General features: G+C 48.7%; 13 protein-coding genes. 3 read left to right on the top strand and 10 right to left on the bottom strand.

Going from position 1 to position 13,025, the window contains the following annotated elements:
* Positions 1–737: 737 nt before the first annotated feature.
* A complete protein-coding gene (locus EKM87_RS02495) occupies positions 738–1,211 on the bottom strand; it encodes an S-ribosylhomocysteine lyase (protein ID WP_125681506.1) in 474 nt (157 codons plus the stop codon).
* A 437-nt stretch (positions 1,212–1,648) separates the two neighbouring features.
* On the opposite strand from EKM87_RS02495, the gene EKM87_RS02500 reads away from it, so the two are divergent.
* Positions 1,649–2,644, top strand: coding sequence for an LCP family glycopolymer transferase (locus tag EKM87_RS02500; protein ID WP_125681508.1), 996 nt, complete (start codon positions 1,649–1,651; stop codon positions 2,642–2,644).
* A 139-nt stretch (positions 2,645–2,783) separates the two neighbouring features.
* Here the strand turns inward: EKM87_RS02500 and EKM87_RS02505 are convergent, their stop codons facing one another.
* The 8 genes from EKM87_RS02505 to EKM87_RS02540 all read right to left on the bottom strand — a co-directional run bounded on the left by EKM87_RS02505 (position 2,784) and on the right by EKM87_RS02540 (position 9,355).
* Positions 2,784–3,374: a hypothetical protein gene (locus EKM87_RS02505; protein ID WP_191988554.1), complete on the bottom strand. Its 591-nt coding sequence runs from the start codon at positions 3,372–3,374 to the stop codon at positions 2,784–2,786.
* Positions 3,375–3,452: 78 nt separating this feature from the next.
* A complete protein-coding gene (locus EKM87_RS02510; RefSeq protein WP_225428380.1) occupies positions 3,453–3,812 on the bottom strand; it encodes a fluoride efflux transporter FluC in 360 nt (119 codons plus the stop codon).
* Entirely contained in the window at positions 3,809–4,201 is a 393-nt protein-coding gene (locus tag EKM87_RS02515; RefSeq protein ID WP_125681510.1) for a fluoride efflux transporter FluC, read from the bottom strand. The genes EKM87_RS02510 and EKM87_RS02515 overlap by 4 nt, the downstream gene beginning before the upstream one ends.
* 74 nt (positions 4,202–4,275) lie before the next feature.
* Positions 4,276–4,539: a metal-sensitive transcriptional regulator gene (locus EKM87_RS02520; RefSeq protein WP_125681513.1), complete on the bottom strand. Its 264-nt coding sequence runs from the start codon at positions 4,537–4,539 to the stop codon at positions 4,276–4,278.
* Positions 4,539–4,865, bottom strand: a complete 327-nt coding sequence (gene trxA, locus EKM87_RS02525) for a thioredoxin (protein ID WP_125681515.1) — start codon at positions 4,863–4,865, stop codon at positions 4,539–4,541. The genes EKM87_RS02520 and trxA overlap by 1 nt, the downstream gene beginning before the upstream one ends.
* Positions 4,866–5,047: 182 nt before the next feature.
* The gene (locus EKM87_RS02530) at positions 5,048–6,454 is read right to left on the bottom strand and encodes an FAD-dependent oxidoreductase (protein WP_125681517.1); all 1,407 of its coding nucleotides are present in this window, start codon (positions 6,452–6,454) and stop codon (positions 5,048–5,050) included.
* 663 nt (positions 6,455–7,117) lie between these two features.
* Positions 7,118–7,756 carry a VTT domain-containing protein gene (locus EKM87_RS02535; RefSeq protein ID WP_125681519.1) on the bottom strand — a complete coding sequence of 213 codons (639 nt, stop codon included), beginning with the start codon at positions 7,754–7,756 and terminating at the stop codon, positions 7,118–7,120.
* Positions 7,757–8,500: 744 nt separating this feature from the next.
* Positions 8,501–9,355, bottom strand: coding sequence for a DegV family protein (locus EKM87_RS02540; protein ID WP_125681521.1), 855 nt, complete (start codon positions 9,353–9,355; stop codon positions 8,501–8,503).
* A gap of 621 nt (positions 9,356–9,976) precedes the next feature.
* Here EKM87_RS02540 and EKM87_RS02545 point away from each other — a divergent pair.
* Positions 9,977–11,356, top strand: a complete 1,380-nt coding sequence (locus tag EKM87_RS02545) for an Nramp family divalent metal transporter (RefSeq protein WP_125681522.1) — start codon at positions 9,977–9,979, stop codon at positions 11,354–11,356.
* A 263-nt stretch (positions 11,357–11,619) separates the two neighbouring features.
* A complete protein-coding gene (locus EKM87_RS02550) occupies positions 11,620–12,147 on the top strand; it encodes a GNAT family N-acetyltransferase (RefSeq protein ID WP_125681525.1) in 528 nt (175 codons plus the stop codon).
* Between the two features lie 89 nt (positions 12,148–12,236).
* On the opposite strand, the gene EKM87_RS02555 is transcribed toward EKM87_RS02550, so the two are convergent.
* Positions 12,237–12,986, bottom strand: a complete 750-nt coding sequence (locus EKM87_RS02555; protein ID WP_125681527.1) for a glucose 1-dehydrogenase — start codon at positions 12,984–12,986, stop codon at positions 12,237–12,239.
* Positions 12,987–13,025 lie beyond the last annotated feature (39 nt).

Below are 13,025 nucleotides of genomic sequence, written 5' to 3' on the forward strand. Positions count from 1 at the left end.
TATAAAGTGTATCGCATAAGATTCGGACCATCAATTGGAATATTATTTTTTTGATAATAATGGTAGCGGTTCCAACTAAGCTGACAGTGCTTTTGCGGTCAGGCGTTTCGACAAATGTTAAATTAATTTCATGAAAACAATTGTAAAATAATGAATCGGCGCAGTCCAAAAAACTCCGCCAGGTCGTTAGACCCAACGGAGCTTCAATTTAAGGTTAAATCTAAAGGTTGAAAGTTCGAAAACCATTATCAAGTCAAGAATAGTAAGGCCTTATAGACTTATCCAGCCACCTGCGGCTGTCAGAGATTCCGCCTGCTGTGGGGAACGCCTACGGCCTGAAAACCGGTCCTTCGACTCGGTTTGAAGCCTGGAAAAACCACCAGTCTCCAAACACGTCCCACGCTGTAAGCCGAAAATCGGCTAACACCGTCGACACAGCTGGCTCCACCGCTGACCACCTCCGGTTAAACGGGTTCCTGGGAATTAAGCTAGCTCAAATGCATGAATGACAGAACTTACTCAATATTACTGGCGCGCCACTAGGTAGCCGAGAGTGAGCCAAATTTGCACTCAGCCGTGGGATTTTTAAGTGATTTTCTTGAAAATGGCGACTTGAAGACGTGTTTTGCGGCTTCAAGCGAGGGGCAAGACCGCCCTTTGGCTTGTCCCGTCCTTCCCACCGCGTTCCAGTCCAAATTTGGCGAACGGTAAGGCGGCAATTTTTAAATTTAAATTCGTTAGATGACTTCGCGTTTGAATGGATCCTTAGAAATCCCCTTGTCGAGAATATCCTTGCACCATTCCTGAGCGGAAAACAGACTGTGGTCGCGGTAGTTTCCACAACTGTATTTGTCAGTCCCCTGAACGTCTTTCCATTCAGTGTCAAAGGCAATCCGGTGAAGGGCCACCTTCAAAGCTTTAGCAACTTCTTCAGTGGATTGTTCACCCCAAGTAATCAGGTGGAAGCCGGTCCGGCAACCGAATGGCGAACAATCAATAACGCCAGACATTTCGTCGCGGAGGTACCCCGCCAAGAGATGTTCAATCGTATGTAACCCGGCTGTTGGAATTGCGTTTTGGTTCGGTTGAACCAATCGTAAATCAAAGTTAGAGATAACGTCGCCTTTATTCCCGGTCTCGCGAGTAATCAACCGAACGTAAGGTGCTTTAACAGCTGTGTGATCCAAAGTGAAACTTTCGACTTTTGCCATTATGTGCCAACTCCCTTTTAATTTATCTGTACTTTGCTTGCAACCCTAATATGTGATGAGCGGCCTGTGTCAGCCGAGAGGGCGGGAAAAATAGGCTCAGCCGTGGCACTGCCTTAGCACGGTGACTTGCCGTGGTTAGGCAGAACCGAGTTTCGAGACCGCTCTTTGGCTCGAAATCGCGTTCACAGCGTTCCAGCCTATTTTTTCCGCCCGGTAAGGCGCAAATCCAACTCCTTAAGAAATTGCAGACACGTGTACTTCCTTACTGTAACCAAATTATTAAAAAATTGCCATTATTTTCTCTGAACGTTAGGTTTCCTTTCTGAATAGATGACAGATCTGCTAAGAAACCGTAAAAACCGATGGCTCGCACCGCCACTCTAGCTATGAGTGGGTATACTAGATTGCGGATTAAGAGAGTAAGGGGAGGAATCATCATGCAAAATACACCATTACCACCACGCCGAGAGAGCTTTGCCCCGCGTCGGCATCATTTACGCCACTGGCTCATTGCACTGTGTAGTCTACTGGCGATTGGCGGTGGCGTCTACGGCTGGCGTGCTTGGCATGCAGCTCAGCAGACCTTTTCCGCCACCTATCACGCCGTCGGCAAACCCAATGACACCACCATTACCAGCGGTAAGCCGTTTGCCGTACTCCTCTTGGGAACCGACACGGGCGCCCTTGGCCGTCACGATGTTGGCCGCACAGATACCATGATTGTTGCCACCATCAATCCCCAAAAACAGACGGCTAAATTAACGAGCATCCCCCGTGACACGCTGGTCAACATCTGGGGGAGCCAACAGGACGAGGAAAAAATCAACGCGGCTTACCCACTATATGGTGCCCACACTACCATCAAAACGGTGGAGCACCTGGTAAACGTCCCCATTCCCTATTACGTGCTTCTCAACATGGGCGGCCTTAAGAAAATGATCAACGCCGTGGGTGGCGTCACGGTCGACCCCCTCCTGACTTTTCACTACCAACAGGCTAACGTGACTAAGGGCGTTAAGATTCATTTGAACGGCGCCAGCGCCTTGGCCTACTCCCGCATGCGCGACCAAGACCCCCAAGGTGACTACGGCCGGCAAGCACGGCAACGCCAAATCATCAAAGCTTTAGTTCTAAAGGAAGCTAGCATCGGGTCCTTGCCGCGCTACCAATCCGTCCTGGACTCGCTGACCAACAACCTCCAGACCAACTTGACCTTCCAAGACCTCGTCTGGCTACGCGCCAAGGATGGCCACACCAGCCGCCACATTCAATCGCAAACACTACAGGGGCAACCAGCGACCATCAACGGTATCGATTACCAAATTGCCCCTCAGGCTGAGATCGACAAAGTCTCTACCAGCCTGCGGCAGGCCTTGAACCTATCAGACAATTCTAGCTTTCAAACAGATGCGTTGGACCCGGTTGGGTTTTAAGGCCAATCGGCGGGCGTTATTTGTCAGCTGACGTCCGTTTAAGCATTCTAAATTTAGGATAAATAAAAGGGACCTGGAAAAAATTCCAGATCCCTTTTGCGTAGTTAACTTAAGAAACACGATTAGCTGACCAGGATTCCTATGACTGGTCCTGACCTTGCTCATTTTGCCGAGCAATCCAGATGTGCCAACCAATCACTAAGACGCTGACATCCCCGAGAATCGTCCCCAACGCAATCAACCAGCTACCGGCTGAGGTGACCATCAGACTAGATGTCAGTGGGATTCGGGCTAATAGAGCTAGCAACGTCGTAATCCACAGGCTCCCCAGAATCGCCGGGAACCAGGAATTAGCGTGCCGTCGCTGATGCCACCAAGTCAATCCAGTTACGATCACCGCAAATAACAGTAGTGCGATACTCCCGCCAACACGGGTCAAGTAGACCAATCCCATAGCCGGGACGGTGCGGGCTGCAATCCACATTGCCACCAACAGGCCAATAATAATGACCAACCAGCCAATGATACTGCCCCGGGCGGATGCGCGTTGCGTCAACCACAGGCCCAAGGCCATGGCAATCACGAACAGACCATACTGCACGGCCACTAACAAGAGTTGAAACGGCACTGCTGGCAAAATCACACTCGGTAAAATGGTTCCTAACGTAAAAATCAACAGTGGCACCAAGAGATCCCAGCTCCACCATTGGGGCTTCGTTTGTTTGGTCACAACGCTTGCTCCCTTCTTTTTCTTCAATGTGTTCAATGATAAAGAAGTTCCAGAGAAAATACCACTGATTTATCGTGATCAGCCGTGGATAAGGCCCCACCAGAAGCCCGCCGCGGCCAATAGAACTCCGCCTAAGACACTCAACAGTATGTAACCCAGCACTGCGCCAAAACGCCGCTGATCGGCCAGCATCACAACTTCATGGCTAAAGGTCGAGAAAGTCGTGAATCCACCGAGAATTCCCGTCCCCAATAAAATGGCCAGAAGATTGCTAACCTGCAAGCCGGTCAAACCACCTAATAGCAGGCATCCCACCCAGTTGATAGTTAGGGTGGCCACCGGCCAATGATTACCGGACCAGCGTTGGACCAGCCGAGTTGTCCCGTAGCGGCCCAGAGCACCGAGCATGGCACCTAACCCTGCCAGTGCCGCCATCATCCTTCAACCACCGGGAACGTCCCCCATTTACGGGCGCTCCACAGGCCGAGCCAGCTACAGAGCAAGCCACCCACCAACGTCACCGCCAAGTAACCCGCCGCGAGACCCCACCGTTGTTGCTGCAATAAGCGAACCACATCGACACTGAACGTCGAGAACGTCGTGAAGGCACCGACACCGCCAACACCCAAACCAACGGTAATGGCACTCGGCCAGTGGGCCGTCACCCGTTTGGCATGCGACAACCAGGCTAACCCGCCACTCCCTATCAAGTTGACCAAGACAGTGGCCCACGGAAATCCGGTAGGCGTCGGTATTCCCTGACCAATCAGGTATCGGCCACTGCCACCTAAGAACGCAAAAAATGCAATTGAAACAATGTTTGCCAAGCCGTTGGCCTCCTTGTAAATGCTTCGCCCATTATAGCAAAAAAGGCCGCCCCACGGCGACCCTCCTTCACGTTCTAATGCGTTTTAACCACGAGGTCTAAAGCATCTTGGAGCGCAGCCTGTTGATTATCACTGAGCTCTTCCTCAACGATACACTGCTTAACATTCTCTGCAACGACCACACCCATCATGCGTTCCACCCCGGAACGAACGGCAGCCAATTGCGTCAGAATATCCTGACACTCCCGCCCCTCGTCGACCATCTTCAGAATACCCTGGAGTTGGCCATCGGCGCGCCGCAAGCGATTCTTCAATTGGTTAGAGGTTGTTTGTACCATTAGGCTTTCACCTCAGTCAGCTTCTCATCGAGATATTTCTTTAAAGCGGCCTTAGGATGGAAACCCACCACTTTTTCAGTTGGCATACCATTCTTGAAGACGACCATGGAAGGAATACTCATGATTCCCAACGACTGAGCCAATTCCTGGTTCTGGTCGACATCCAAAGAAGCAAACTTGACCTGGTCACCATATTCCTGGTCTAAAGCTTCCAAGACCGGTGTCTGCATCTTACATGGACCACACCAATCGGCCCAAAAGTCGACAACGGTTACCGCGGTATCGTCACCCACGTGTTCAAAATCCTTACTCGTAATTGCTTGCATGAAAGAATCCCCCTTATGTTTTTATCAGTGTAGCCAGTATACCCCAAGGGGTATTAAAAAGCGAGACTTTTGTTTTCAGCCAACCTGCTAACCGAATTCGACGAACAGTTACGAGCAACCCGACCACAAAAAAACGAGGTGCGACCTTCGTCTCACCCCGTTTCCGGTTCATTGCGTTTCGTTTAATTTTCAGGAAGTTCAGGGTCTGGATCTATGCCCGCGGTCAACCGTGGATTGTTATGCCCCCGCTTAGTTTCCTTCTCAACGGCTTGTTGGGCCACAATGTTAAGGAAGTTAAACGGATCATCAAAGTTCGGATTGAACAGCATGTCCACAAAGGCCAAGTCATCAATCGTGTTCCGATTTTGGATCGCGATTGAAATAGCGTTGGCTGATTGCGCAACTTCATGCTTACTGAGGAGCTGAGCCCCCAGAATCCGACGATTCTTCCGATTGTAGACCAAGTTGATGGTCAAGTCATCGGTAGATGGCATGTAGCTTGGCCGCCAAGTCCCTTGGAAGGTGACCTGATCAGCGTCAAAGCCAGCTGCCAGTGCATGGTCGATGGTCAACCCCGTTGAGGCCAACGTCCGTCCGAAGATCTGCATTGCTGAAGTGGCTTGCGTCCCCATGTATTTCTGAATGTTACCAAAGACGTTGATACCAGCCAGCATCCCTTGCCGAACCGCGTTAGTAGCCAATGGTGTGTACGCTGGCTTACCCGTTGGGTTGAAGTTAACGACACTGGCGTCCCCGCAAGCAAAGATGTCTGGGTTAGACGTCTGAACGTAGTCGTTGATGATGATGGCACCGTGCTTGTCCATATCCACTTGGCCCCGTAAGAGCTCAGTGTTCGGAACAAATCCGGTACATACAACGGCTAAGTCAGCCGTGTACTCACCGTTCGTCGTTTCAATGACTAATTCGCCATCGTCATTTCCAGTGAAGGACGTTACCCGCCGGTTCAACAGCACTTCTACGCCGTTATCCTGCAGTAAATGAACGATGTGATCAGACAATTCGCTATCAACATAATGGTTCAAAATGATGTCCCGTGATTGAATCAGTTGAACATCATGACCGGTCCGAGCATAACTTTCAGCCAGTTCCGTACCAATATAACCAGCACCAATGATGGCAATTCGCTTGTTACCTTTAGCTGCGGCATCAATTGCCACGGCTTGTTCGTAGTTCTTGCAAAGCATAACCTTATCTTCATCAATCCCAAAGATTGGTGGCACGGTCACAGTGGAGCCAGTTGCCATAATTAATTTATCGTAAGTATCAGTGGTCAAGTCGCCAGAATCCATATCAACGACATCGAGTGACTTATTTTCTGAATCGATCTTAACGACGTTGTGCCGCGTTAAAACCTTATCACCCGCTTCCGCTAGTTGTTCTGGTGAAGAATAAAACATGTCCTCCAAGTGCTTGACTTGTCCGTCTAAGAACAGAGAAATACCACAAGACAAGAACGAAACGTTCGTGTGTCGTTCGTAAATGGTCACATCTGTATCTGGATGGTCACGCAAAATTTGTAGCGCGGCGTTAGTGCCAGCGTGTGTACTCCCAACAATGATGACTTTCATGTTTACCCTCCTACGTGAAAAACGATTCTGCATTAAGTCTACTTGAAAGTTAGCGAAAGATAAATGACTTCGTCTTGGAAAAACGATGATTTAGCCCCAAAACCTCACACATCGTCAAGATTGACGGAATTATGTGCTTTTTGCACACTTATTTCCCGCTAAAATTCACATAATCGTTACATAAATGATTGCTTAAACAACCGTCATAATCACGTTGAGAGCATTTCCTGACTTTTTTAAAATCTGCTTAGTTTGTTCAGTTACTCAGCTAATGTCGACACCATAATCCGTATACTCCGATGAAAGACTAACGGTTAATCGGCAACGGGTTAAACTGTCAGAAAGTCCGCTACCATTAGGAATACCGGGGGATTAGGCTTTTCCCTATCACCTGCTAACCTAATTGGGACAGTCAGCTTACTTAAGGTAGGTGGTCACTAGCCACTTTTTAGAAATAGTCACATTTTGGTTGCAGTGTTTTTCAGAACTGACTATGATAGCGATAGTTAGTTCGTGATACGTTCTGACCTTAAGCACTGTGATAGATGATAGGAATCACTGTCTATAGATGCACTCCCCCCAAAACAAGTGATTTATTAACAGATTCCTAATATTGGCCCTAAGTAATCCGCATGTTACTTAGGGTTTTTTTGTTGCCTAATTTTAAGCGCGGTGGGTCCGCAAATAGTGCCAGCCTTGCCGAACTAAGAACGGAACTGCCAGTAGAATTAGGAATAACCAGGTGAAGTTTTGTTGAATGAAGGGCGTATTGCCAAAGAAGTAGCCGACCGCCGAACAGCTAAAGACCCAGATGAAGCTGCCGGCCAAATTCAGGGCCCGAAATTGTCGCCAATTCATGTCGGTCGTCCCAGCAATAATCGGAACAAACAGGCCGACAAACGGAATAAACCGGCCAATCAATAACGTTTGATCTTGATTACGGTTAAAAACTGCCGTGGCCTGGGCAACTTTTTGTTCGGGTAGCTTGCTGATCAGATGCTCCTGTAGGTCACCCCACCGCAGCGTCGTTAGATACTTGACCGCGGACCCGGCTGTGGCTGCCAAGGTAAACATCAAAACGAGCCACCAGATGTTAAGCTGTGATTGGGGACTCGCCGCAATCGAACCAACCATGAATAAGAGCGACTGCCCAGGGATAAATGAAAAAATCAACATCCCCGACTCCAGGAAAATCAAAAAGAAGAGCACCGGGTAGATACCAGTCCCCAATTGATTCGTTAATGGAACTAACACGGTTAAGGGATGCCAGATCACATCCCAAATCATTGTTACCAAACTCATACGGTCCCCCTAACTGCGTCCCATTTTGTGAGACGCATTTTTCTTGAATGTCTTCAATTATACGCTGACTTCGTGAAATACATAGGTTGCTGTCTCCCAATCTAAATCTAAGACTCTAATTTTCTCGAACATTGCTGGTGACTATCAGCGTGGCAAACACCCACCAAGCCTGAACTTTGCCATTATTATCCTATAAACGATTAACGGGTACTTAGCCACATATTCATGGGAAATATTGGCCATTCCCCTCCTACTCCTACCGACCAAAATAACATGTTAACTACCGGCCACTGTTTCATTCACCAACTAGCCACTCAGCCAGAAGTGTCGCCACCGGCCGGCTTTACGTCCTGAATCTCTAAACGTAAACCTTGCATCCCACAGCAATCGCCCAGCCAATCCGTTAGAAACACTGATGTCATCGGGTTCGCAGGTTAGTCAGTTGCTTTTAACACTGTCCGTTTTGTCGATTAGCCACCGGATATTTCAAGTAAAAAGCCGTTGACGATACTCATCGTCAGCGACCTTTGGTGTTATTAGTAAATTTATGAAACCAATCAATTGCACCTAATCAGGCTAGGGGTTACACTACAAGCAAGTTAGTAACAACGAGTGTTACTGACGAGGTTGTACCAAATTCTTAATACTCTTTTACGAGCAGCACTTAGCACTCCCCCAAAGTTTCTATATTCTGCTCGTATCCCCCCTCAAGCCACGACGTGAATCGTGGCTTTTTTGTTGGCATCAATCCAGAACTTGTACGCCGACACCAATCAAACCTGGTCCCGTATGGACGCCTAAGGCCGGTGACACGTCACCAGCATACCATTGTTCCACGTTAGGATGAGCTTCCTTCAGTTTGGTCAGTACCCGCTCTCTGAGGTCGGGATTGGCCCCGTCACACACGGCAATGTTGACGCGCTTCGCGTCGCCCACAGCATCACTGACGAGCGCTAGCAATTTGGCCAGCGTCTTCTTCTCGCCACGAACCTTGGCGATTGGGTAATAGATACCTTCACTGTCGCACGAAATAATTGGTTTGACGTTTAACAGGGTCCCAGCCATGCCGGCCACCTTGCCAATCCGACCGCCAGCCTGGAGATACTTTAGCGATGGCACGTAAAAGAAGACCTTGGTCTGCTGGGTAACGCGTTCCACCTCAGCAATGATCTGATCAAAGGTCAACCCCTGTGAACGCAATCTAGAGGCGTAAATAGCCGCAAAACCACTTCCAATACCAACGCTACAGGTATTGATCACATGGACCTTCAGCGGCGAATCTTGGGCTAATAGCTGGGTCTCCTGAAAGGTCCCGGACAAAGCTGCGGAAATCGTCACGGCAATGACGTGGGTGTAACCCGAAGCTTGAATCCGTTCCAAAGCTTCGACAATACGTTTACCCGTGGGACTGGCCGTTGAGGCCTTCTCAGTAGCCTGGCGACGATAAAATTCTGTTGGCGTAATGGTCAACCGGTCTTCGTAGACGTGATCCCGAAAAATCACGTTCATGGGCATCAGTGCCATATCCGCTGCCTCCAGAACGGCGGTCGGAACGTCAGAACATGAGTCCACTAAAATGGCAATCTTTTCTGGTTGCATGGGGGTTACCTCGTTTCTCCTAGTATCGTGCTCTCATAATAAATGTCATTATAACGCAATCATCTAGTTTTGAAAACTAGATGTGATATTGTTTGTAACTTACCACGTCGTAACAGTGGTGTCTAGCTTGCTTTTTAAGCCTTACTGACGCCACTCTTAACGGCTATTACTAATGACGCCCGGTTACGATTAAAAAAATTTTTTGAGCGAGTTAATTAACGTGACACTAATAGTTAAATTAGCTTACCTCCCCGAAAAAATAGCAGTCATTAATGACCTGTTTTTTGTATGAGACTTCACACACTTTGCTGGGACAACCATGAAAACGGCACCAGTCTAAAACTTCAGTTAACACTGCTACCAGTAGGCCTTAGCAAATAAATCGTTACTTGAATATAAAATCTTTTTTGGCTCACCAAAATTAATTCCCGTCATGGTTGACATTACGGCCAAATAGCCTATACTTACGGGTGGAATTAAAGCGCGTCATTAGAGTTAGTTTCGTTAATTTTGCCATTATTCGCACCATTTACGCCACGCTGACGCTGACTCGCGTTTACCAGGAAAGGCAGAAGTCAATCGACTACCTGAATTTCTAAGCCAATAGAAAAGAGGGATTTTATGAAGAATCATGAAACCGACGAAAAGACCAAGCACCATATGATTCAGTCAACCGGGAGTAACCAAAAGAGCCTGGATGAAGTCAATGGGACGGTGGAAGTGCCGCAAGATGCGGGCTTCTGGCGTACCCTGATGGCTTATACCGGGCCTGGTGCCCTGATTGCCGTGGGGTATATGGACCCCGGGAACTGGATTACGTCTATCGCCGGTGGTGCCCAGTACAAGTATACGTTACTGACAATCGTCCTACTCTCCAGTTTAGTTGCCATGTTGCTACAAGCCATGTCAGCACGACTCGGGATCGTGACGGGAAAAGATTTGGCCCAACTCACGCGTGAGCGAACCGGTAAGCGAACCGGCCTGTTCCTGTGGGTGGTCACCGAATTAGCAATCATGGCCACCGATATCGCCGAAATTATCGGGTCGGCGATTGCCTTGAAGTTGCTATTCGGTTTCCCACTGATTGTTGGTATCATCATCACCGCCATGGACGTGTTAATCCTGTTGGTCCTGATGAAGTTAGGGTTCAGAAAGATCGAAGCCATCGTGGCAACCTTAGTTGCCGTGATTCTCTTCGTCTTTCTGTACGAAGTTATCCTCGCACAGCCGCACATGGCTGAGGTGCTCGAAGGGTATATTCCTTCCAGCAGCGTGGTAACAAACAAAGGGATGCTCTATCTTTCCTTAGGGATCGTCGGGGCGACCGTGATGCCCCATGACTTATACTTGGGGTCATCGATCTCGCAAACCCGGAGTTTTGACCGCAAGGATCGTAAGAGTGTTGCCAAGGCCATCAAGTTCACGACTATCGACTCAAACATTCAACTGACTTTGGCATTCGTTGTCAACAGTCTGTTACTGATTTTGGGAGCTGCCCTCTTCTTCGGAACGAACAGTGACTTAGGACGATTCGTTGACTTGTTCAACGCCCTGAGTGATAGCCAAATCGTTGGTGCCATTGCCAGTCCGATTCTCAGTATGTTATTTGCCCTAGCCCTCTTGGCTTCCGGGCAAAGTTCCACCATTACAGGGACCTTGGCTGGTCAAATCATCATGGAAGGGTTCATCAACCTGAAGATGCCACTTTGGGCACAACGGTTGATTACCCGATTGCTCTCCGTGACACCTGTTATCATCTTCGCCATTGTCTACCATGGCAATGAGGCTAAGATTGAAAACCTACTGACGCTGTCACAGGTATTCCTAAGTATCGCGTTACCATTCGCCATGATTCCACTGGTTATTTTCACCAGTAGCAAGAGTCTGATGGGCGAATTCGTTAACAAGACTTGGGTCAAGGTACTCGGCTGGATCATCGCCGTCATCCTGATTATCCTGAACGTCTACCTGATTTTACAAACCTTACACATCGTGAAGTAAACCTAAGTGGTTGAGACCTTCGTCTCGACCACTTTTTTGTTTGGTCTTCATTGAAAATGGCGACTTGAAGCCGTGCTTTATGGCTTCAAGCGAGGGGCAAGACCGCCCTTTGGCTTGTCCCGTCCTCCCCACCGCGTTCCAGTCCAAATTTGGCGAACGGTCAGGCGGTATTTTCCCACTATTCTCAACGTGTAAGCGTTTTGACTTTCCCGGACAGAACAGGTATAACAAAATTATACTTATAAAAACCTGAGGTGGATTTCATGCAATTATCCATTACGGACAATATCTATATTGAAACACCGGCCATTAGCGATGCTGCTGGCCTGTATCCGTTGATTGAGCAAGACCGTGAGAACTTAGCAAAATGGCTACCCTGGGCGGCTACGACTCAATCTGTCATTGATGAAGCCGGCTTTATCCGGGACTGCCTCCAGCGTATCGAGGACCAACAACTCTGGTTGGGCGTTATCTGGGTCGACCATCATCCAGCTGGTATGATCGATCTGCATGATTTTAAGGATAGCCACGCGGCCATTGGTTACTGGCTGGGCAAAGACTACCGTGGTCAGGGCGTTTTGGCCCAGTCCTTGGCCGCCCTTGAGAAATTTGGGTTTGGCCGTTACCGACTCCATAAGATCAGCATCCTGGCTGAACCTGACAACGCGGCAAGCCGAGCAGTTGCCGAACGGGCTAATTACCGTCAAGATGGCACGTTGCGGGAACATATCCCCCATCAGGACAGTTTTGCCGACGCCGTGGTTTACTCGAAGCTAAGCGACGAAGCGTAATCCGTTAACATAAATTTTGTCGCAAAATAAAAGTGAGGTCCGAACGTCATGTTCAGGCCTCACTTTTTTAGATTTAATTTGTAAAATAATTAAGCGCGTTGGCCGCCATCAACAGTAAACTCAGCACCGTTAGCGAAGTGTGATTCGTCACTCCCTAGGTAGACACAGACTTCACCAATGTCTTCTGGCTTGCCCATGTGACCAACGGGAATCGACTTGATAATCTGGTCTTTAGCCGCAGCCGGCACGATCGACGTATCGATCCAACCAGGATGAACGGAGTTGACCCGAATATCAACGTGCCGTTGCGCCAGGTTCAGGGCCGTCGCGTGCGTTAACATCCGACTGCCACCCTTGCTGGCAGAGTAAGCTGGGGCAAATGGTAATCCAACCAATCCAGCAACGGAGGAAACGTTAATAATCGCCCCCTTAGCGTCGTTCGTTTCTTTCATGGCTTTGATAGCAACCTTTTCGCCTAAGAAGTTCGCCGTCAAGTTGACGTCAATGACGGATTGCCAGTCGGCTAACGATAAGTCTTCGATGGCACCATTAACGCCACCAATTCCGGCATTGTTCACCAGAATATCCAGCTTACCAAACTTTTCAAGCGTGGCATCAATCACTTTTTGCCAGCCTTCCTCAGTCGCAACGTCCATTTGAACAAAGAGACTAACGTCGTTACCAAACTTTTCGACCGCGGCTTTCCCACCATCGACGTTATGGTTAGCGGTTACAACTACTTTCGCACCTTCACGAACGTAGCATTCTGCAATCCCTAAACCAATACCTGCAACGCCACCAGTAATGATAGCAACTTTACCTTTTAACCGATCTGCCATTCCTGTCACCCCTTAGTTATATTCTTACTCGTTCAGAGT

Source organism: Levilactobacillus yonginensis, assembly GCF_003946265.1.
Taxonomy (GTDB): Bacteria; Bacillota; Bacilli; order Lactobacillales; family Lactobacillaceae; genus Levilactobacillus; species Levilactobacillus yonginensis.

Bases quoted from the DNA above. Each gene is read 5' to 3' on its own strand.
- EKM87_RS02495 (WP_125681506.1), bottom strand. From the start codon at position 1,211: ATGGCAAAAGTCGAAAGTTTCACTTTGGATCACACAGCTGTTAAAGCA.
- EKM87_RS02500 (WP_125681508.1), top strand. From the start codon at position 1,649: ATGCAAAATACACCATTACCACCACGCCGAGAGAGCTTTGCCCCGCGT.
- EKM87_RS02510 (WP_225428380.1), bottom strand. From the start codon at position 3,812: ATGATGGCGGCACTGGCAGGGTTAGGTGCCATGCTCGGTGCTCTGGGC.
- EKM87_RS02520 (WP_125681513.1), bottom strand. From the start codon at position 4,539: ATGGTACAAACAACCTCTAACCAATTGAAGAATCGCTTGCGGCGCGCC.
- trxA (WP_125681515.1), bottom strand. From the start codon at position 4,865: ATGCAAGCAATTACGAGTAAGGATTTTGAACACGTGGGTGACGATACC.
- EKM87_RS02530 (WP_125681517.1), bottom strand. From the start codon at position 6,454: ATGAAAGTCATCATTGTTGGGAGTACACACGCTGGCACTAACGCCGCG.
- EKM87_RS02535 (WP_125681519.1), bottom strand. From the start codon at position 7,756: ATGAGTTTGGTAACAATGATTTGGGATGTGATCTGGCATCCCTTAACC.
- EKM87_RS02540 (WP_125681521.1), bottom strand. From the start codon at position 9,355: ATGCAACCAGAAAAGATTGCCATTTTAGTGGACTCATGTTCTGACGTT.
- EKM87_RS02545 (WP_125681522.1), top strand. From the start codon at position 9,977: ATGAAGAATCATGAAACCGACGAAAAGACCAAGCACCATATGATTCAG.
- EKM87_RS02550 (WP_125681525.1), top strand. From the start codon at position 11,620: ATGCAATTATCCATTACGGACAATATCTATATTGAAACACCGGCCATT.
- EKM87_RS02555 (WP_125681527.1), bottom strand. From the start codon at position 12,986: ATGGCAGATCGGTTAAAAGGTAAAGTTGCTATCATTACTGGTGGCGTT.